We start from the raw sequence: 18,963 nt of genomic DNA, 5'->3' as shown, positions 1-18,963 counted from the left end.
GCCCGTCCCGGTCCAACAGGCGCCGGGGGCCTACTCCCAGGTACCGGGAGCCTCCCACGCCACCGGGCAACACATCGGCCAGTAGATCCCGGCCGTTGACGATCGGACGCACCTGCATTCCGCCCTCGCCAGGCGGTGGGCACACGATGCTCAGGCTGAGTAGGTCCGGTTGCGAGGTCATTCCGCCCATGGTCGTGCAGCCGGCAACAGTTGTCCTGCGCATTAGCGCGGCCGGGATCCCCGGTCCGTGAGCGGGGATCCCGGGGACCGGTCGGCTCAGCCGCCCAGGGTCGGCAGGCCGTACGCGTCCGCGACGAGGGCGTACGAGCGGAGGCGGGACTCCCCGGAGTGGGCGTTGGCGGTGAGCATCAGCTCGTCCGCGCCCGTCAGCTTCGCGAGGTCGTCCAGGCCCGTCGTGACCTCGTCCGGGGTGCCGTGGACCACGCTCGCGAGGCGGTCGTCCACGAACTCCCGTTCCAGCGGCGTGTACGGGTACGCCGCCGCCTGCTCGGGCGTCGGGACCAGCCCGGGGCGCCCGCTGCGCAGCTGGAGCATCGACAGGGCGCCGGTCAGCACCTGCGCGCGGGCCTCCGCGGCCGTGTCGGCGGCGAGGGCCGCGACTCCGATGACGGCGTACGGGGCGTCCAGGACGGCCGAGGGGCGGAACGACTGCCGGTAGAGGTCGAGGGCGGGCAGGGTCCCGGCCGGGGAGAAGTGGTGCGCGTAGGCGAAGGGCAGCCCGAGTCCGCCGGCGAGGCGGGCGCTGAAGCCAGAGGAGCCGAGCAGCCATATCGGCGGCCGCCCGGCGGGGCCCTGGACGGGGCCCGGCACGGCGTGCACGCGGGCGTACGGGTGCCCGTCGGGGAAGTCGTCGTCGAGGAAGCGGATCAGCTCCGCGAGCTGCCGGGGGAACTCGTCCACGGCTTCGTCGCGGCGCCCGGGCCCGCGCAGCGCGGCGGCCGTGTGCCCGTCGGTGCCGGGTGCGCGGCCGAGGCCGAGGTCGATCCGGCCCGGGGCCAGGGCCTCCAGGGTGCCGAACTGCTCGGCGATGGCGAGCGGGGCGTGGTTGGGCAGCATGACCCCGCCGGAGCCGAGCCGGATCCGGGAGGTGTGGGCCGCGAGGTGGGCCAGAATCACGGCCGGGGAGGAGCTGGCGACCCCGGGCATGGAGTGGTGTTCGGCGACCCAGTGGCGGTGGTAGCCGCGGGACTCGGCGAGCCGGGCGATGTCGACGCTGGTGCGCAGCGAGGCGTGGGCGGTGCTGCCGGCGCCGACGGTGACGAGGTCGAGCACCGAGAGCGGCACCGGGGCGCGGCCGAGGGCCGTCCCGCGGATCTGCCCCTCGCCCGATCCGCCGGCCGACCCGATGGCCGATCCGCTGCCCGCGCCGGCGCTCGAACCGGAGCCCGGACGGTCGTCTCCCCGTCGTCCAGCGTCCCCCGCGTCTCCGGTGTCACTCATCGTCTCTCCCGCTCCGCTCGCCCGTTCGTCTCGTCCGTACGAAGAACCCGAACCGCGCGGCCGGTCCGGGCATTCCCGGCGCACTGGACACCACTCATGACCTAGGCATATGCCAGCGGAGTAGATCCAGGCAGACCGGTGCGATTGAGCCATCAATCTCATCAACAGGCGCTCCACACGGCCCTCTTGATGGCTATCGTGTGAGAGCAAGCGGTAACAACCTGCTAGGGGGAAAACCGTGGCGCTGAAGCCCGAGCCGACCGCGCCGTTCCACTCGGTGCAGTACGCCCTGCGCGTACTCGAAACGGTCGCCCGCCATACCGGCGGCGTGACCGATGTACAGATCGCGCGTGAGACCGGCCTGCCCGCGGTCCATCTCGCCCCCATGCTCCTCATGCTGCGCCGGGAGGGGTACGTACTGCAGGTGTCCGACGGCGCCTACGCCATCGGGGACTCCCTCGTCCTCCTGGGCTCCGGCGTCGACCGCCAGCAGGCGCTGCAGGACAAGCTCCAGGACACCCTGGACCGGCTGCGGGACTCCGTCGGCGCCGCGGTCTACATCAGCCGGTACGTGGACGGCGAGGTCAGGATCACGCAGTTCGCGGACAGCCCGCGCACCCCCAAGGTCCACGAGTGGGTCGACTTCCGCTCGGCGGCGCACGCCATGGCGGTCGGCAAGTGCCTGCTGACCCAGCTCGACCTCGATGGCCGTCGTGACCACCTGTCCCGGCACAAGATCGCCCGGCTGACGTCGAAGACCATCGTGAACGAGCGGATCCTCTTCTCGAAGCTGGACAGCCAGCCGGCCACGGTGCCCACGCTCGACCTGCAGGAGTACGCCGTCGGCACGGTCTGCGCGGCCGTCCCGATCACGGCGGGATCCTCGGTGGGCTGCCTCGCCCTGTCCCTGCCCGTGGAGCACGCCCACCGGCTGCGGGCCGCGGCCGACGTGCTGAACCGCAAGGCCGCGCCACTGCTGCTCTCGCTCACCCTCTGAGGGGGTGGGCGACCCGCCCCGGCGGCCCGGCCCCGGGTCGACCCCGGCCAGGCCAGGCCCGGCCCGGAAAACACTTCGGGCGGTTCCCGGTGAACCGGAAACCGCCCGAAGGACAGGTGCGCCGCCAGGGACTCGAACCCCGGACCCGCTGATTAAGAGTCAGCTGCTCTAACCAACTGAGCTAGCGGCGCCTGCTGACAGAGAAAATACTACCTGCTCCTCCGGAGTGCTCAAAACCGCTTCCCGAGCCGCCCCCGGCGAGCCCGTCAGCGCACGGCCCGTGGCCCCGTCAGCGCCCCCGTCAGCGGCTCAGCAGATCGGCCCGCCCCTGGGCCTCGTAGGCGGCCAGGAGCCCCGTGAGGTCCTCCGCTTCCAGGCGCCGGTACGCGTCCTCGCCCGGCGGCCGCCACCAGACCGGGTCGGTGGTCCGGAAGGCCTCGGCGCGCAGGGAGACCCGGTGGACCTTGTTGGTCGCGGTGGTCGGCATGGCGCCGACGATGCGCACGTAGCGCGGGGCCATCTTCGTGCCGAGGTCGGGCTGGGCAGCGAGGAAGGCCGCGAACCCCTGCGGGGAGAAGACGGCTCCCTCGCGCAGGGCCACGGCTGCCATGACCTGGTCGCCCGCCACCTCGTCCGGTACGGCGTACACGGCCACGGCGGCCGCCCGGGTCCAGCGGGCGAGGATGTTCTCGATCACCGCGGCGGCCAGGTTCTCGCTGTCGACGCGCAGCCGGTCGTCGGTGCGGCCGGCGAAGTAGAGGAAGCCGTCGGGGTCGCGGAAGAAGAGGTCACCGGTCCAGTACCAGCCGTCGCGGGTGCGGGCGGCCTCCGCGTCGGGGTTGCGCCAGTAGCCCTCGAAGAGGCTGCGGCCCTTGTTGACCAGCTCGCCGATGGCCTCGGAGCCGTTGAGGAGCCTGCCCCGCGGGTCCAGTACGGCGGGCGGGCACTCGCGGCCCGTCTCCGGGTCGATGACGGCCAGGTCGTCGCCGGCGCCGGCGCAGCCCAGGGCGCCCGGCGGGGTGTCGGGGGTGCGCTGGACGGAGGCGCCACCCTCGGTGGCCCCGTACCCCTCGACGAGGCGGACCCCGAAGCGCTCGGCGAAGCGGGCCGCGTCGACCGCGCCCGCCTCGGTGCCGAAGCCGAGGCGCAGGGTGTGCGCGCGGTCGTCGGGGCGGGGCGGGGTGGCGAGGAGGTACTGCACGGCGCGGCCTACGTAGGTGAAGTACGTCGCCTCGTAGGCCCGTACGTCGTCCAGGAACGCGGAGGCCGAGAAGCGGCGGCGCAGCGCCACGGCGGCCCCGCCCGCGAGGGCGGGCAGCCAGTCGGCGATGACGGCGTTGCCGTGGAAGAGGGGCATGCAGATGTAGTGGACGTCGTCGGGGGTGACTGAAAAGTGACGTGCGAGCGAGGCGCCGGCGCCGGCCAGGCGGCCCTGGGTGCAGATCGCGGCCTTGGGGGCGCCGGTGGAGCCGGAGGTGAAGTAGAGGAGCAGCCGGGAGGACGGGGTCGGGCCGGGGCCGAGCGTCGCGTCGCCGGGCTTCGCGCCCGCGTACGGAGCGAGCAGGGCCTCGTATTCACCGCCCTCGTCGGTGTCCGTGACGAGAAGCCGGACGCCGGGCAGGTCGAGGCCGCGCAGGAGGGGTAGGTGGGCCCGCTCGGTCACCAGGATCCGGCAGTCGGTGTGCAGGATGTCGCGGGCCAGCTCGGGACCGCGCCGGGTGGGGTTGATCCCGGCGACGGCGGCCCCGGCGAGGGCCGCCGCGCCGAGCCAGAGCGGGAACTCGGGGGTGTTGTCGAGCAGCACCCCGATGTGCGGCTCCGCCCCCGGCGGCAGCAGGTCGACGAGGAGCGCGGCGCGCGCCGCGGCCTCCCGGGCGGTCCGGTGGTGACTGAGGACGCCGTCGGCGTACTTCAGACCGGGCCGGTGGTCGCCCCATTGGCTCGCGATGAGCTCCGCGACGGTTTCGGGTGTCGTCGTCCGCATGCCGCCGGAGGATAGCTGACGTTCCGTCAGAAATGAACGCCGGGAGGCCGGGAGCCGGTCAGAACCGGACGTCGGAGCAGGAGTAGAAGGCCATCGGGGTGTCGTTGACGGTCCACACGGCGAGGATCAGGTGCCGGCCGGTCTTGCCGCTCGGCATCGCGCCCTGATGGACGGTGGTCATGGCGGGGCGGGCGCCGTTGTAGGCGACCGTGAGGAAGGGCTGCGGGTCGAGGGCGGCCCGGGTGAGCGGCTTGGTGGAGTCCCAGCCGTTCTTGGTGACGTAGTACCGGAAGTCGGTGGTGGAGTGGTTCGCGGTGAACTGCCAGCGGAAGCTGTAGCTCTGACCGCTGGTCACCGGGGTGGCCGGCCAGGCGCCGCCGCGCGGGTCGTCGAGCTGGGCGAACTCCGTGTGGTTGCCCGCGCATATGCGGCCGTCGGCGGGACCGGCCGCGGGGAATCCCTTGAGGCCCTCGACGCTCTGGGGCTCCCACTGGATGGGGCCGCAGTCGGAAACGGTCTTGTTGGCACAGAGCTTCTGGCGGCTGATCGGGGTGTCGGTGTACCCGTGGCTGCTGGCCGTGGGGGCCGTGACGAGCGCGAGGGCTGCGACGACTCCGAGGCCGACGGTGGTGGCGGTGGCCGTGGCGGCGGCCCGCTTGGTTCTGGGCATGCGGAAGGAACGCATGAGGCTGTTGCTCCTTGAACGTGGGGGGATGTCCGGAGAGAGCGTGCGCACGCGTGGGGATGGGCCGTGCCGGTTTCGGCGGCACGGCCCGTTCACGAGCTCTGATTTTTAGGTCTAGACCAAGTCCCACAGTATTGACGGGAGTTGGCCATGTCCAGACCAACGGAAGAACGGGTGGTCCGGACCAACCGGATTCCACCCGTTCTCCTGCCGGCCGGCGACGGCCTGCTCCTGCCAGCTCCTGCCAGCTCCTGCCTGCTCCTGTTTGTGAGGGCTACTCGGCGCGGCCCGTGTAGAAGGCGACGGTCAGGTCCTTCACGAGGGCCTTGCGCTCGTAGTCGTCGAGCTCGACAAGCCCGCGCGAGGTGAGCCGGTGGACGGTGTCGTCCACCGCGTCGACCACCGAGGTCAGGACGGTGTCCCGGTGCTTGGCGTCGATCGCCGCGACCCGGCGCCGCCGCATCGCGTCCGCGACCTCGGGGGCGTACTCGATCCGGGTGGGCTGCGCCGAGAACACCTCCACGCCGACCGCCTCGGTTTCGGCCGCCAGCATCCGGGTCAGCGCGTCACCGACGGCCTCGGCGTCGCGCAGGGTCGGGGCGGCCTCGTGGAAGGCGTCGGCGGGGAGCTGGGACAGGACCCGGGCCATGGCCGATTCGACCTGCTCGGCGAGGTAGTCCACGTGGTCGGCGACGGCCAGGGTGGCGCGGGCGGTGTCCTTGACCTGCCAGACCACCTGGACGACGACCTGGAGGGCGAGCCCGCCGGAGTCCACGGCGGGCATCGGGTCGCTGCGCCAGTGCCGCAGCCGGACGTCGACCCGGCGGCGCAGCAGCAGGGGGCTGATCCAGGTCAGGCCGGAGCGGCGGACGGTGCCGCGGTAGCGGCCGAAGAGGGTGAGCACCCAGGCGTGGCCGGCCCGGCCGCGGCCCAGCCCGCCGAGGGCGAGGAGCGCCACGATCCCGAGGAAGGCGAGCGGCGGCCAGAAGCGCGCCTGCAGTCCCCGGTAGGGGCGGGGCTCCACGCCGAACGCCAGCGCGAGGGAGTCGGGGACGGCCCCGGCCCGCCAGAGCACGGCCGCGCAGCCGGCGAGCGCGATCCCGCCGACGGCCACCGCGATCCAGCCGGGCAGCACCGGGCCGCGGTGCTCGTGGAGCCGGTCGTCGCCACGGGGCACGCGGCGTCCGGGGGTGGCCTGGGCCTTCGGCTGGGCGGGCTTCGGATTCGCCTCCGACCTCGACTCCGGCTTCGACTCCGGGTGCCGGGGCTGCGGTTGGGCGGCGCCGCGGAACGGCAGGTGCACCGGTACCTCGGTCACCGCGACCCCGCGCACCCCGGTGACCAGGAGCAGGTCCTGCGTATCGTCCTCCGCGATCCGCGCCACGGCCCGCGCGACGACCTCGGCGACCTCGGCCGCCCCGGGCCCGGGAACGACCCCGCCGCCGGTCGCGGGCTCCGGGTCGGTGGCGGGGTCGCCGGTGGCGGCCTCGGTGTCCGGCACCTCCCGCCCTCCGGGTCCACCGTCACCGGCGGGCCCATTGCCTGCGGTCTCATTGCCTGCGGACCCATTGCCTGCGGTCCCATTGCCTGGGGGGTCACCGTCACCGGTGCCGCCCGGAGCGGGCACGGACCACGTCAGCTCCCGCCCGTCGGCCAGGTCGGCCGGGTCGGCCGGGTCTGCGTCCGCCTGCTCGGGCAGGTCCCGTACGGGGTTCGGATCCACGGACTCCGCCTCCGGGGCAGGGCCGGGGACCGCGTGCTGCGCGCCCCGCTCGGCGGACGCGCCGCTCTGTCCGGGCAGGTCCCAGGCAGCGGGCGGACCCGCGTGCCGCGGGGCGTGCGCGGAGGCCGGGGGCCAGGCCTCGTCCTGCGGGTGGGGTCGGGCGGATTCGGTGTCGGGGGTCCGCAGCCGGAGCGTGGCCGCACCGGCATGGGCCGCCTCGTCCTGGGGGTGCGGGATGTCCACCCCCGGCTCGACCTGGGCCCGCGCCGCCGGTACGTCGCTGCGCGCGCTCTCCCCCGCCCGTCCGGCGGGCCCGTGCGGGGCGACGGCCGTGGCCTGCGCCGCCGCACCCACGGCGACGAGCCCGTCCGCGTCCCGGTCGGCCCCGGCCGGAGCCGGCCGGGAGACTGCTTCGGCGCGTGCGGACCCGGACTGCTCGCCCGCCAGAGCCCAACCGGTGGGCGCCGCCCACTCGGTCACCGCCGCGGCGGGCACGGCCGCCGCGGGAACCGCGGCCGGCACGGCGTCGGAGGCCGTGCCCACGGAGGCCCCGGCCCGCCCCGAAGGGACCGGCACGGGCGCGGACCGTGCGGGCGCGGACTGTGCCGGCGCCGACTGCGTGGACGCGGCCGAGTCGGGCGCGCCCGACAGGTGTGCGCCCCGCCCGGCGTCGGCGTCGGCCGCGACCCACCCGGCCGCGGCCGGCACCGGCGCGGCCCGGTCGTGCGAGGCCGACAGGTGGGAGCTCCGCCCGGTACCGGCCCCTGCCGCCGCCCACCTTGCGGCAGCCGGCGCGGACTCGGCCCGGTCGTGCTCGGCCGGCATGTCCGAGCCCCGCTCGGAGTGGGCCTCGGCCGAGGCCCACTCGGCAGCGTCCGGCACGGCTGCGACCGGCACGGGCGCAGCCGGGTCGGGCAAGGCCGCCACGTGCGAGCCCCGCTCGGTACCGGATCCGGCAGCCTCCCACCTTCCGGCAGTCGGAACTGACGCGGCCCCGTCGGGCGCGGCCGCCACGTGCGAGCCCCGCTCGGTACCGGATCCGGCAGCCTCCCACCTTCCGGCAGTCGGCACTGACGCGGCCCCGTCGGGCGCGGCCGACGCGTGCGAGCCCCGCTCGGCACCGGATCCGGCAGCTGCCCACCCGGCCTCGGCCGGCGCGGCTTCGGCCCGAACGGCTTCTGCCGGAACGGCCCACCGGGGGGCGGCAGCCGCCGGCGCGGCGGCGACCGGCGCGGCTGCGGCCGCCGTGGCTCCGGTCGGTGCGGCCTCGGGCTGCATCGTCCCGGTCTGTTCCGCTTCGGTCGGAGCCGGGGGCGTCGGCCGGGGGGTCGGGTGCGGGGGGATCTGGAAGGTGCCTGTGGTCGATGTCGTGCGCGTGGGGTACATCGTTGCCTCCGTCATGCGAACAGCCGGCGCCAGGTTTCCGGGCCCGGGTAGCCGTTGGCCTCGGCGCCGCGCCAGCCCTGGGCTCGCTGGAACGCCTCGACGTTGCGGCGGTCGGCCTCGCCCCAGCGGGGGCCCGGTCCGGCCGTGTAGTTCTTGCCGAAGCCCTTCTTCACCAGCTGGCGGCCAAGGGCGGTGATGGACGGGTGGGACGTGCCCGGCCGGAAGACCGATGCCCCGGGGTAGGCGGGCTTGCCCGCCGGGCCCGGTGCGCCGCTCGTGACCGGCGGGATGTCCTTGCCCTGGTGCTTGGCGAGCAGCCGCCAGGTGGTGGCTCCCGGGATGCCGTCGGCGTCCGCGCCCGTCCAGCCCTGGGCTCGCTGGAAGGCCTCGGTCGCCTGCCGGTCGGCGTCGGACCACTTCGTACCCGCGCCCTTCGGGTAGAAGCGCAGCCCGCCGCGGTCGATCAGCATCCGGCCGAGCTGGGCGACGTACGCGTTGTCCGCGCCCGGCCCGAACTTCGACGCGCCGGGGAAGGCGGCGGGGACGGCCGGCGGGCCGCCCGGCGCGGGCGGCTCTCCCGTGACCGGAGGCTCGGGAACGGCTCCGCCCGCGATCCCGTTGAACCGGTACGGGACGTACTTCGCCGCGTTGGCCCAGTAGCCGTACGGGGTGGCCAGCTTCCGCGTCGTCGGTTTGGTCTGCTCGTAGGCGACGTAGTGCGTGCGCGTCTCGTCCACCCAGCCGCCGAAGAGCACGACGTGCGAGCCCTTGTTGGGGTCGGCCGGGTTGTGGAAGAGCAGCATGTCTCCGGGGAGCAGCTCCTCCTTCGTGATCCGCGTCGCGAACTTGTCGAGGCTGCCGGTCCATTCGTTGGTGCCGAGGTTCCAGGCCATCGAGACGTAGCCGGAGCAGTCCTGGCGGTACCCGTCCGACCAGTACTCGGCCATGCTGTACGGGACCTGCGCGTCCAGCCACAGCTTCGCCCGGTTGATGATCGTCGCCCGGTCGGTCCGCTTGACGGCGGAGGGCGCTCCGGGCAGCCCCGCCGGCTTCGCGGGCGTTCCCTTCGCCCCCTTCGGCCCGTGCAGCGGTGCCCGGCCGCCCTGCGGGGAGCCGGGGTCGTCCAGGGCCACCCGGCCGCCGGGGCCCGGAGCGGCCGTGGCCACTGCCGCTCCGCCGCCGCCGAGGACCACCCCCGCCGCGGTGGCGAGGACCAGCGCGCGGCGGGCTCCGCGCGCTGCGGGGTGTCCGCCGTCGCGCAGCGGTATGGCCCGGGCACGCGCGAGGGTGCGACGGCGCCGGGCGCAGCCTTGGCACGGACAGTCGCCGGCGGGCTCGTACTCCTCGAAGGAGGGCAGCGGCATCGGCGGCATCGGCGTCGGCGTCATTTCGTACACATGCGTCGGAGGCTGCATCGTCATGCGGTTCCGTCCACTCCCCTGCTCGTCACTGGTCGGCCGGGACCGCATCTGGCGGGGCATCAGATCCGGCTTGGCCCAGACATATCGTGCACGACAAAACCCCCAAACATGGGTTAATCGGACAGAACGCGCGCGGCTTGTCACGAGCACCCGCAGCGGTGGGGTAGAGTTTTGCCTGTCACCAAGCGCCGCTAGCTCAGTTGGTTAGAGCAGCTGACTCTTAATCAGCGGGTCCGGGGTTCGAGTCCCTGGCGGCGCACAGACGCAAAGAAGCCCCTCGCAGCGAGAGCTGCGAGGGGCTTCTTCGTATGCACCGGCCGGGTCAGACCGCCGTTCCGGAGCGGACTCCGACGCCCGTCAGGTACGCCGACACGACCACGTTCGCCGAGTACTGCTTGGCCGCCTTGTCGTAGCTGCCGCCGCAGGTCACCAGCCGCAGTTCGGCCCGGCCGCGGACCTTGGGGCCGTAGACCTTGGCGGGATCGAAGTCCGCGCGCTCGTGGACCCGTACGTCCTCGATCGTGAACTCCGCCACCGAGCCGTCGGCCCGCAGCACCCGCACCTTGTCGCCCGTCTTCGCCGAGCTCAGGCCGTAGAACACCGCGGGCTTCGACTTCGTGTCCACGTGCCCGACCAGCAGCGCGGTGCCGGCCGTGCCGGGCTGGGCGCCGCCGCGCCACCAGCCGACCGTGCCCGGGTTCTCGTACGGAGGTGCTTCGATCGCCCCCTGCGTGTCGAGGTCCCGGACCATCACCGGGGCCTGGACGCCCAGGGACGGTACGTCCACCCGCGCGGGCGCGGCCGGCCCCAGCGGGGTGTGCTCCGCGGGCATGCCCGGGGCGGCCGGTCCGCCGGCCTGCCCGGGCAGGGGTATCGCCACGCCGGTGATCTCGCGGCCCCACAGCCACAGGCCGAGGACCAGCACCGACCAGGCGGCGAAGGTCAGCAGCCGGGAACCGCCGGAGCTCCGCGGCTCGCCGCTCACCCGATCACCCGGTCACTCGCCGCTTCGGCGGCGGCGCAGGGTCAGCGCCCGGCCGGCGACAGCGAGAGTGGCCGCGGCGGCGAGTACGGCGCCGATCACCGTGTGCGGCAGGCCCGGGCCGTCGCCCTCGGTGTTCTTCTTCGCCGCCGCGGCGAGCTGCGCGGAATCGGCGGCCTCGGCGGCCCCGGCCGCGCCGGCCGCCTTCGACTTCGCGGCGATCTCCTCGGACATGCCGCCGCCGCCCGCGTGGACCGGCCAGACGGGTGTGTGATGGGGGTTGGGGCGGTGCTCCCGGCGGCGCTCGATCTCGATCGTGCCCCACTCGCGTTCGCCGCCGCGGCCGCCGCACTTGATCTTGATGTCGTGGCGGCCGGGCTCGACCCAGGAGCGGATCGTCGCGTCGCCCCACAGGGTGCGGCGGTCGTCGCGGCCGGTGGAGAGCCGGACCTCGGAGACGAAGACGACGGACGAGGCGACGGCCCAGTCCTCCTCACAACCGCGGACGCGCAGTTTGACCTGCGCCCCCGGTTCCGCCGGATTGGGGTCGGCCGAGACGCTGCCGCGGTCACGGTTCCAGTCATCCTCCCCCGCGAAGGCGAAGGGGGCGGTCACGGCGGACAGGGCCGTCAGGGCGACGGCCACCCCGGTGACACGGAGAGCGAGCACATCACTGCGCATGGTGAACCTCCTCTACAAGGAGATTCACGCGCGGCGCGCCGCTCCGCATCCGGAGCGGCGCCCTCTTGGCCCGTACGTGTCAGCCGTACGCGCTAAACCAGATCGACCAGATCGGCGATGGAGTCGAACGTGTGGGTCGGTCGGTACGGGAACTTCTCGGTGTCCTCGACCGACGTCAGACCGGTCAGCACGAGGAAGGTCTGCATGCCCGCCTCCAGCCCGGCGAGGATGTCGGTGTCCATCCGGTCGCCGATCATCGCGCTGCTGTGGGAGTGCGCGCCGATGGCGTTCAGCCCGGTCCGCATCATCAGCGGGTTGGGCTTGCCGGCGAAGTACGGCTTCTTGCCGGTCGCCTTGGTGATCAGCGCGGCGACCGCACCCGTGGCGGGCAGCGGGCCCTCGGCGGAGGGGCCGGTCTCGTCCGGGTTGGTGCAGATGAAGCGGGCGCCCGCGTTGATCAGGCGGACCGCCTTGGTCATGGCCTCGAAGCTGTACGTCCGGGTCTCGCCCAGGACCACGTAGTCCGGCTCGTGGTCGGTCAGGATGTAGCCGATGTCGTGCAGGGCCGTGGTGAGGCCGGCCTCACCGATGACGTACGCGGTGCCGCCCGGACGCTGGTCGTCGAGGAACTTCGCGGTGGCCAGGGCCGAGGTCCAGATGTTCTCCACCGGGACCGACAGGCCCATGCGGCTCAGGCGGGCCTGGAGGTCGCGCGGGGTGTAGATGGAGTTGTTGGTCAGCACGAGGAAGGGCTTGCCGGACTCGCGCAGCCGGTTGATGAAGGCGTCGGCACCGGGGATCGGGATGCCCTCGTGGACGAGGACCCCGTCCATGTCGGTGAGCCAGGATTCGATCGGCTTGCGCTCTGCCACTGGACTGTTCTCCGCTCTCGGTGGCGTCTGACCTCGGTGACCTCTGGTCTCTACCACCTTATCCGGGCCGGACCGCGGACGCGTGGGGCGTCCACGGCCCGGACCGTACGGCGGAACGGACCTCGGCGAAGGCCCTTCGAGGGCCCCGCCGAAGGCCCACGTCCAAGGTCCTAAGGTCCACGCCCAAGGTCCACGCCTACGGTTCACGCCGAAGCCGCGTACCGGCCGGAAGCGACCTCAGCCGAGCTTGACGTTGTCCACGGTCCAGTACCAGTTGTTGCTGCCGGTGTAGCGGAAGCGGACCTGGACGTCGGTGGCGCCGGCCGGGACCTGGAGCGCGACCGACTCGGACTTGGCGACCGCGTCGGCGGTGTAGCTCTTGACCACCGACGCCGTACCCCCGTTGTAGGAGACCAGGACCTGGGCGGTCTGGCCGGACTCCTGGCGGTAGTGCGTCTGGAAGGTCAGGTTGCGCGTGGTGCCGCCGGTGACCGCCCACTTGGGGGTGATGAGGGTGGAGTCGTAGGAGCCGGTGTGGCTCTTGTCGTCCCACTCGTCGGAGTCGGCGACGGCGAACACGTCACGGGAGCGGACGTTCAGCTCGCGCCACTGGTCGCGCTGCGACTGGCTCCAGAACTCGTCGGTCGCGAAGGCCCATCCGGCCCACTCGGTGACACCGCCCGTGCCCATCTTGGAGTTGTCGACGGACCAGCCGGTCGGCGGGGTGTGCGTGAAGCCCTTGGTGGCGACCGGGATGCCCGTCTCGTCCACGCGCGCCTGGAGGTTCGGGCGCAGGCTGTCGAAGGCGTCGCCGTCGTCCGGGGCGTCCACCGAAATGCCGTCGATCGCGGAGCCGGGGTTGACCCCGACCTGGGCGAGCGCGGTCGCCGCGACGTCGACGAGCTTCACGTCGTTCCGTACGGAACCGGCGGGGATGCCGGGGCCCTTGGCGATGACGAAGGTGCCGCGCTCCTGGATGGTGGAGCCGCCGTGACCGCCGGTGTTGGTGTGGCCGTGGTCGGTGGTGACCAGGATCTTCCAGTTCTCCTGGGCATAGGTCGGGCGGTTCTGGACGGCGCTCAGGAGCTGGCCGACGAGGACGTCGACGCGGGCGACGGTGTCCAGGTACTGCTGGCTGGCGGCGCCGTAGGAGTGGCCGGCCGCGTCGATCTCGCCGAGGTAGACGAAGGCGGCGTCCGGGTTCTGGGTGCGCAGCTCGGTGGCGGCCGCCGAGGCGATCTTCGGGTCTTCGTTGCGGTAGCCGTCGCGGTCCCCCTTGAGGGAGAGGCGCTTGTCGACCTTGGCCGAGAAGATCGGGCCGTTCTGGTCGGTAGAGGTGATGGGCTCCCAGTCGGCTGCCGCGTACGTGTTGAGCGCCGGGTTGGCGTTCTCGATGCGGGTCAGGAAGTCCGGGTAGGCCGTGTAGTTCTTGCCGGTGAAGGAGTTGTCCTTCACGCCGTGCTTGTCGGGCCAGACACCGGTGGCGATGGTGGACCAGCCGGGGCCCGAGGAGGTGGCGCCCATCGGGTTCGCGTACAGGGTGCTCTTGGCGGTCAGGCCCTGGGCCATCAGGCCGTTCAGGTGCGGGGCGTTGGCGACCTTGACGCGATCGAGGACCGCGCCGTCGAGGCCGATGACGAGCACCTTGTTCGTGGCGGCCGCTTGGTCGGCGGGCGCGGCCGTCGCGGCGTGGGCGCCGAGGCCGGTGGCGAGCAGGACCGTGGCGGTGGCGGCCACGGCGAGGGTCCGTCCGGACAGGACAGTGGACACGTACTCCTCCGGGAGTAATCGTGGGGAAGGCGCAGGGGACGTACGGGGCGTGCGGGCGTACGGTCGTGCGTCAGCGCGAGCGAGCGTACGGCGGGTCCGGACCGAAGGCGAGGCTCGGTCCAGACCCGTTATCCATGCGTCACTATTCCGGTCGTGGGTGACCGGGAGGCGACCAGTCAGCTTCCAGTGGCCGACTTCCACGCGTCGACGTAGCCGGTGAGGTTCTTGTCGATGTCGGCCCAGTCCGGCTCGAAGATCTCGACTCCGGTCATGAGCTTGGTGAGTTCGACGGCGTTGGCGTCGGTGGGCTTGACGTCCGTGCGGGCCGGGAAGCCGCCGCCGACACCGCTGACCAGCTTCTGGGCGTCCTCGCTGAGCAGGTAGTCGAGGAGCTTCTTGCCGTTCTCGGTGTGCGGGGCCTTGTCGACGAGGCCGGCCGCGTACGGGAGGGAGAAGGTGGTGGGCTTGCCGCCGTCCTTGGCGGGGAACCAGATGCCGATGTTCGGCATGGACTTGGACTGCGCGAAGTTCATCTGGACGTCGCCGTTGGCGACGAGCAGCTCGCCCTTGTCGGTCTTCGGCGCGAGCTTGCTGGTGGAGGAGGACGGGCCGACGTTGTTGGCCTGGAGCTTCTTCAGGTACTCGTTCGCAGGCTCCTTGCCGCCGAAGTCGTGCATCGCCTTGATGAGCACGGCGGTGCCGTCGCCGGCGACGCCGGGGGTGGAGTACTGGAGCTTGCCCTTGAACTTGGGGTCCAGCAGCTCTTCCCAGGTCTTGGGGGCCGCCGCCAGTTCCTTCTTGTTGTAGATGAAGCCGAAGTAGTTGTTGACGACCGAGGTCCACTTGCCGTCGGAGGACTTGTTCGCCCCGTTGACCTTGTCGGCGCCCTGCGGGTTGTAGGCCTGGAGGAGGCCCTTGCCGTCGGCCTGCTGGATGAACGGGGGCAGCGTGATCAGTACGTCGGCCTGCGTGTTGGTCTTCTCGCGGACGGCGCGCTGCACCATCTCGCCCGAGCCACCCTCCACGTACTTGACCTCGATGCCGGTCTTCTTCGTGAAGTCGGCGAAGACCTTGTCGTACCAGCCGTCGCCCTTGTCGCTCTTGAGGCCGTCGGCGCTGTAGACGGTGACGACCTTCTCGCCGCCGCCCTTGCCTGCGGCGGAGTCGGCGGAGTCGGCGGAGGAGCCACCGCAGGCGGTGAGGCCGGCGGCGAGGGCGAGGCTGCCGGTGACGGCGGCGGTGATGCGGAGGTATCTGTTGCTGGGCATGGAACTTCCTTACGGGGAAAGGGAGTCAGCAGGGGAATCAGCAGGGTGGAGCAGCGCCGTGAAGCGGCAGGGTGAAGCGGCAGGGTGGAGCAGCAGGTCTAGCGGTACGTGGCCTTGGTGCGGACACGGGAGACGGCCAGCAGGACCAGCAGGGTGGTGGCCATCAGGACCACGGCGACGGCGGAGCCGCTGAAGAGCGAGCCGCGGTCGGTGGCGGTGAAGATGCGGACGGGCAGGGGCATCCAGTCCGGCGGGTAGAGCATCATCGTGGCGCTCAGCTCGCCCATGGACAGGGCGAAGCAGAGCCCGGCCGCCGCGGTGAGCGACGGCAGCAGGAGGGGGAGCTTGACCCGCCACAGCACGTACGCGGGGCGGGCGCCCAGCGAGGCCGCGGCCTGCTCGTACGCGGGGTCGAGACGCACGATGGCAGCCGAAACCGACTGGTAGGCGAACGCCGTGACAAGAATCGTGTGCGCCAGGATCACGATCGAGCTGGTGCCGTTGAGGAGCAGCGGCGGCTTGCTGAAGGCGACGAGCACGGCGAGGCCGACGACCACGGACGGCACGGCGACCGGCAGCATGAACAGCGCGTCCAGGGAGCTCTTTCCGCGCTTTCGCAGCCCGGCGGCGGCGAGCGCCGCCCAGGTGCCGACGGTGAGCGCGATCAGGCTGGCGGCCACGGCGGTGAGCAGCGAGGTGGTCAGCGCCTGGAGGGATTCGCCGCGGACGGCGGCGGCGTAGTTCTCGGTGGTGGGGCCGGAGGGGAGGGCCCCGGACCAGTGCGTCGAGAAGGACGCGGCGACCACGACGAGCAGGGGCAGGGCGAAGAGGGGCAGGAAGAGGATGCCGAAGAGGCTCCAGGCGGCCCAGCGGCCGCTCTTGCTATGCACCAGCACGCTTGCTCACCACCCGGTAGAGGCCGAACAGGCCGACGGAGATCACGATGTTGACGACGGCGACGACGCAGGCGGCGGCGTAGTCGGATTCGAGGATCGCCTTGCCGTAGATGAGCATCGGGAGCGTGGTGACGTCCTTGGCTCCGGTGAACAGGACGATCCCGAACTCGTTGAGGCACATGACGAGGACGAGGCTGCCGCCGGCGGCGAGCGCCGGGAGGGCCTCGGGGAGGATCACCCGCCGGATGATGCGGCCGGGCTTCGCTCCGAGCGAGGAGGCCACCTCCAGCTGGGCGGTGTCCAGTTGGGAGAAGGCGGCGAGCAGCGGGCGCATCACGAAGGGCGTGAAGTAGGTGATCTCCGCGAGGAGGACGCCCCAGGGGGTGGTCAGGAAGTGGAAGGGGCCCTCGGCGGCGCCGAATCCTTCGGTCCACAGGCCGTTGGCCATGCCGACCGTGCCGTAGACGAAGAGGAGGGCGAGGGTGATGAGGAAGGAGGGGAAGGAGAGGAAGACGTCGATGAACTTGGCCACGGCACGCGCCCCGGGGAACGGGACGAAGGCGATGACCAGCGCGAGCGCGAAGCCGAGGACCAGGCAGCCGGCGGTGGCGCCGACGGCCAGCCAGACCGTGGTGCCGAGGGCTTCGCGGAAGGAGTGCGAGGCGAAGACGGAGGCGTAGGCGTCGAAGGTGCCGCCCCCGTTCTCGGGGGACAGGGACTGCTGGACGACCAGCGCGAGGGGGTAGAGGAAGATCGCCGCGAGCACGGCGACGGGAGGCACGGTCCACAGCCAGCCGGGAACGCTACGGGGCCCACGTGCGGGCCCCTCCGGGGTGGGACCGGAGGAGGGAGCGCGCTCCGCCCGGCCGGGGTCGGCGGCCGGGCCCTGCCCCTGCCCGTGCTCGTGCGGTCCGCTCCGCAAGATCCCCCGCGCGGCGGATCCTGCGGACTCGGCAGAGCCGGCCGATTCGGTGGCGCCGGGTGATTCGGTGGCGCCGGCCGATTCGGTGGCGCTCTGGGGCGGGATGGCGGCCCCGGTGCGCGGCGCGGCCTCAGGCATCGGACACCCCTGCGGCCAGCAGCACCGCGTCGCGCGGCTCGAAGTGCAGGGTGACCCGGTCGCCCAGCGCCGGGGTTTCGCGCAGTTCGGGCAGGTCCGCCTTGACCCGGTGGCCCTCGATGTCCACGTAGAGCCGGTGGGTCGAGCCGCGCCACTGCACCTCGGTGATGGTCCCGCTCAGCGCGTTGGGGCCGGCGCCGAGGCCGAGCAGGTGCGGGCGTACGCACAGGGTGGCGCCGGCTCCGACGGCCGCGCGGCCCGGGTCGAGGGTGAGGGGGTGGCCGGCGAAGAGCGCGCCGCCGTCGGCGACGGTGACGGGCAGCAGGTTGGCGTTGCCGACGAAGGAGGCGGTGAACTCGGTGCGCGGGGCCCTGTACAGCTCCTGCGGGGTGCCGCAGTCCTGGAGGCGGGCCTGGTCCATGACGGCGATCCGGTCGGCCAGGGTCAGCGCCTCGACCTGGTCGTGGGTGACGTAGAGGATGGACACGTCGGGGAGTTCGCGGTGCAGGCGGGCCAGTTCGGCGAGCATCCCGGAGCGCAGCTGCGCGTCGAGCGCGGACAGCGGCTCGTCCAGCAGGAGGACCCCGGGGCGGATGGCGAGGGCGCGGGCGATGGCCACGCGCTGCTGCTGCCCGCCGGAGAGCTCGCGGGGGTAGCGCTTGGCGTAGGCCGCCATCCCGGTCATCTCCAGGGCCTCGGCGACGCGGCCGGGGATCTCCGCCTTGGGCGCCTTCTGGGCGCGCAGGCCGAAGGCGACGTTGTCCGCGACGCGCATGTGCGGGAAGAGCGCGTACTGCTGGACGACCATGCCGATGCCACGCTTGTGCGGCGGGAGGGCGGTGACGTCCCGGCCGCCGATCAGGATCCGGCCCGAGGCGGGCCGGACGAAGCCGGCGACCGCGCGCAGGGCCGTGGTCTTTCCGGAGCCGGAGGGGCCGAGCAGCGCCATGACCTCGCCGGGCTCGACGGTCAGGTCGAGGGAGTCCAGGACGGTGTTGCCGCCGTAGGCGACCGAGACGGAGTCGAAGCGGATGCCGCTCACGCGCCGGGCTCCCGCTCCTGGTCCGACTGCTCCAGCAGTGCGGGGAGGTCGGCGACGGAGGCCAGGACGTGGGTGGCGCCGTGCCCGGTCAGGGCGGCGCGGTCGTGGGCGCCGGTGAGGACGCCCGCCACGATGCCGGCGCCGGAGCGGACGCCGCTGAGCATGTCGTACGAGGTGTCGCCGGCGACCGCGATCTCGCGTACGTCGGCCACGGCGCCGGTGCGCAGGAAGGCGGCCAGCACCATGTCCGGGTAGGGCCGGCCCCGGCCGCCCGCGTCGGCGGGGCACAGGGTGAGGTCGGCGAGACCCTGCCAGCCGAGGGCTTCGAGGATGGCGTCCTGGGTGACGCGGGCGAAGCCGGTGGTCAGGGCCACGGTGCGGCCGTCGGCGCGGAGCTTCTCGATGGCCTCGCGGGCGCCGGGGATCGGGGCGATGAGGCCGCCGTCCACGAGTTCCCCGTAGGCCTCCTCGAAGGCGGAGTTGGCGCGCTGGGCGAGGTCCTCGGCGCCGAAGAGGTGACGGAAGACGGAGATCTTCGACTCGCCCATGGTGTCGCGGACGTATTGGAGCTTGGTGGCGTGGTCGGCGCCGCCCGGTTCGACGCCGAGGCGCTCGGCGGCCCGCTCGAAGGCGCGCTCGACGAGGCCGCCGTCGGCGACGGTGGTGCCGGCCATGTCGAGGACGATCAGCCGGTGGGAGTGGGGGGTGTGGGGGGTGTGGGTGTCGGTCATGGCG

15 protein-coding genes and 2 tRNA genes are annotated in these 18,963 nt (G+C 72.9%); 2 read left to right on the top strand and 15 right to left on the bottom strand.

The annotated features are described in order from the left end of the window. Positions 1-276: 276 nt before the first annotated feature. Entirely contained in the window at positions 277-1,461 is a 1,185-nt protein-coding gene (locus ACFWBW_RS15365) for an LLM class flavin-dependent oxidoreductase (protein WP_385372518.1), read from the bottom strand. A 238-nt stretch (positions 1,462-1,699) separates the two neighbouring features. On the opposite strand from ACFWBW_RS15365, the gene ACFWBW_RS15360 reads away from it, so the two are divergent. Continuing rightward, complete coding sequence (locus tag ACFWBW_RS15360; RefSeq protein ID WP_385372515.1) at positions 1,700-2,458, top strand: IclR family transcriptional regulator; 759 nt, start codon at positions 1,700-1,702, stop codon at positions 2,456-2,458. Between the two features lie 117 nt (positions 2,459-2,575). Here ACFWBW_RS15360 and ACFWBW_RS15355 read toward each other — a convergent pair. The 5 genes from ACFWBW_RS15355 to ACFWBW_RS15335 all read right to left on the bottom strand — a co-directional run bounded on the left by ACFWBW_RS15355 (position 2,576) and on the right by ACFWBW_RS15335 (position 9,600). Continuing rightward, positions 2,576-2,649, bottom strand: a tRNA-Lys gene (locus ACFWBW_RS15355). A 110-nt stretch (positions 2,650-2,759) separates the two neighbouring features. After that, positions 2,760-4,442: an AMP-binding protein gene (locus ACFWBW_RS15350; RefSeq protein ID WP_385372512.1), complete on the bottom strand. Its 1,683-nt coding sequence runs from the start codon at positions 4,440-4,442 to the stop codon at positions 2,760-2,762. A 58-nt stretch (positions 4,443-4,500) separates the two neighbouring features. Then, the gene (locus tag ACFWBW_RS15345; protein ID WP_385372509.1) at positions 4,501-5,127 is read right to left on the bottom strand and encodes a lytic polysaccharide monooxygenase; all 627 of its coding nucleotides are present in this window, start codon (positions 5,125-5,127) and stop codon (positions 4,501-4,503) included. 274 nt (positions 5,128-5,401) lie between these two features. Then, positions 5,402-7,747 carry an SPFH domain-containing protein gene (locus ACFWBW_RS15340; RefSeq protein WP_385372506.1) on the bottom strand — a complete coding sequence of 782 codons (2,346 nt, stop codon included), beginning with the start codon at positions 7,745-7,747 and terminating at the stop codon, positions 5,402-5,404. A 500-nt stretch (positions 7,748-8,247) separates the two neighbouring features. After that, positions 8,248-9,600, bottom strand: coding sequence for a peptidoglycan-binding protein (locus ACFWBW_RS15335; RefSeq protein WP_385372654.1), 1,353 nt, complete (start codon positions 9,598-9,600; stop codon positions 8,248-8,250). A 242-nt stretch (positions 9,601-9,842) separates the two neighbouring features. Between ACFWBW_RS15335 and ACFWBW_RS15330 the strand changes: the two genes are divergently transcribed. Continuing rightward, positions 9,843-9,916, top strand: a tRNA-Lys gene (locus tag ACFWBW_RS15330). A gap of 63 nt (positions 9,917-9,979) precedes the next feature. Here the strand turns inward: ACFWBW_RS15330 and ACFWBW_RS15325 are convergent. The 9 genes from ACFWBW_RS15325 to ACFWBW_RS15285 form a co-directional block, all read right to left on the bottom strand. Beyond that, positions 9,980-10,642 (bottom strand): class F sortase, encoded by a 663-nt coding sequence (locus ACFWBW_RS15325; protein WP_385372503.1) that lies wholly within the window; start codon positions 10,640-10,642, stop codon positions 9,980-9,982. Between the two features lie 12 nt (positions 10,643-10,654). Beyond that, on the bottom strand, positions 10,655-11,320 hold the full coding sequence (locus tag ACFWBW_RS15320; protein ID WP_385372500.1) for a hypothetical protein: 666 nt from the start codon (positions 11,318-11,320) through the stop codon (positions 10,655-10,657). A gap of 92 nt (positions 11,321-11,412) precedes the next feature. Further along, a complete protein-coding gene (locus ACFWBW_RS15315; RefSeq protein ID WP_385372497.1) occupies positions 11,413-12,192 on the bottom strand; it encodes an HAD-IIA family hydrolase in 780 nt (259 codons plus the stop codon). Between the two features lie 237 nt (positions 12,193-12,429). Next, positions 12,430-13,962 (bottom strand): alkaline phosphatase family protein, encoded by a 1,533-nt coding sequence (locus ACFWBW_RS15310; protein ID WP_385372494.1) that lies wholly within the window; start codon positions 13,960-13,962, stop codon positions 12,430-12,432. A gap of 176 nt (positions 13,963-14,138) precedes the next feature. Then, positions 14,139-15,230, bottom strand: coding sequence for a 2-aminoethylphosphonate ABC transporter substrate-binding protein (locus ACFWBW_RS15305; RefSeq protein WP_385372491.1), 1,092 nt, complete (start codon positions 15,228-15,230; stop codon positions 14,139-14,141). Between the two features lie 98 nt (positions 15,231-15,328). Beyond that, entirely contained in the window at positions 15,329-16,126 is a 798-nt protein-coding gene (locus ACFWBW_RS15300; RefSeq protein WP_385372489.1) for an ABC transporter permease, read from the bottom strand. After that, positions 16,113-17,186 carry a 2-aminoethylphosphonate ABC transporter permease subunit gene (locus ACFWBW_RS15295; RefSeq protein WP_385372486.1) on the bottom strand — a complete coding sequence of 358 codons (1,074 nt, stop codon included), beginning with the start codon at positions 17,184-17,186 and terminating at the stop codon, positions 16,113-16,115. The genes ACFWBW_RS15300 and ACFWBW_RS15295 overlap by 14 nt, the downstream gene beginning before the upstream one ends. After that, positions 17,179-18,228, bottom strand: a complete 1,050-nt coding sequence (locus ACFWBW_RS15290) for an ABC transporter ATP-binding protein (RefSeq protein ID WP_385372483.1) — start codon at positions 18,226-18,228, stop codon at positions 17,179-17,181. Before ACFWBW_RS15290 ends, ACFWBW_RS15295 begins: the two co-directional genes overlap by 8 nt. Next, a complete protein-coding gene (locus ACFWBW_RS15285) occupies positions 18,225-18,959 on the bottom strand; it encodes a phosphonatase-like hydrolase (protein ID WP_385372480.1) in 735 nt (244 codons plus the stop codon). The genes ACFWBW_RS15290 and ACFWBW_RS15285 overlap by 4 nt, the downstream gene beginning before the upstream one ends. Positions 18,960-18,963 lie beyond the last annotated feature (4 nt).

The organism is Streptomyces sp. NPDC059957, from assembly GCF_042730015.1.
Taxonomy (GTDB): Bacteria; Actinomycetota; Actinomycetes; order Streptomycetales; family Streptomycetaceae; genus Streptomyces.
The sequence above is the reverse complement of the archived record's forward strand: the minus strand, read 5'-3'. Positions and strand labels throughout refer to the sequence as shown.

What these genes read in the sequence shown, in the direction of transcription:
- ACFWBW_RS15365 (WP_385372518.1), bottom strand. Translation starts at nt 1,461, where the DNA reads ATGAGTGACACCGGAGACGCGGGGGACGCTGGACGACGGGGAGACGAC.
- ACFWBW_RS15350 (WP_385372512.1), bottom strand. Translation starts at nt 4,442, where the DNA reads ATGCGGACGACGACACCCGAAACCGTCGCGGAGCTCATCGCGAGCCAA.
- ACFWBW_RS15345 (WP_385372509.1), bottom strand. Translation starts at nt 5,127, where the DNA reads ATGCGTTCCTTCCGCATGCCCAGAACCAAGCGGGCCGCCGCCACGGCC.
- ACFWBW_RS15335 (WP_385372654.1), bottom strand. Translation starts at nt 9,600, where the DNA reads ATGCCGCTGCCCTCCTTCGAGGAGTACGAGCCCGCCGGCGACTGTCCG.
- ACFWBW_RS15320 (WP_385372500.1), bottom strand. Translation starts at nt 11,320, where the DNA reads ATGCGCAGTGATGTGCTCGCTCTCCGTGTCACCGGGGTGGCCGTCGCC.
- ACFWBW_RS15305 (WP_385372491.1), bottom strand. Translation starts at nt 15,230, where the DNA reads ATGCCCAGCAACAGATACCTCCGCATCACCGCCGCCGTCACCGGCAGC.
- ACFWBW_RS15295 (WP_385372486.1), bottom strand. Translation starts at nt 17,186, where the DNA reads ATGCCTGAGGCCGCGCCGCGCACCGGGGCCGCCATCCCGCCCCAGAGC.
- ACFWBW_RS15285 (WP_385372480.1), bottom strand. Translation starts at nt 18,959, where the DNA reads ATGACCGACACCCACACCCCCCACACCCCCCACTCCCACCGGCTGATC.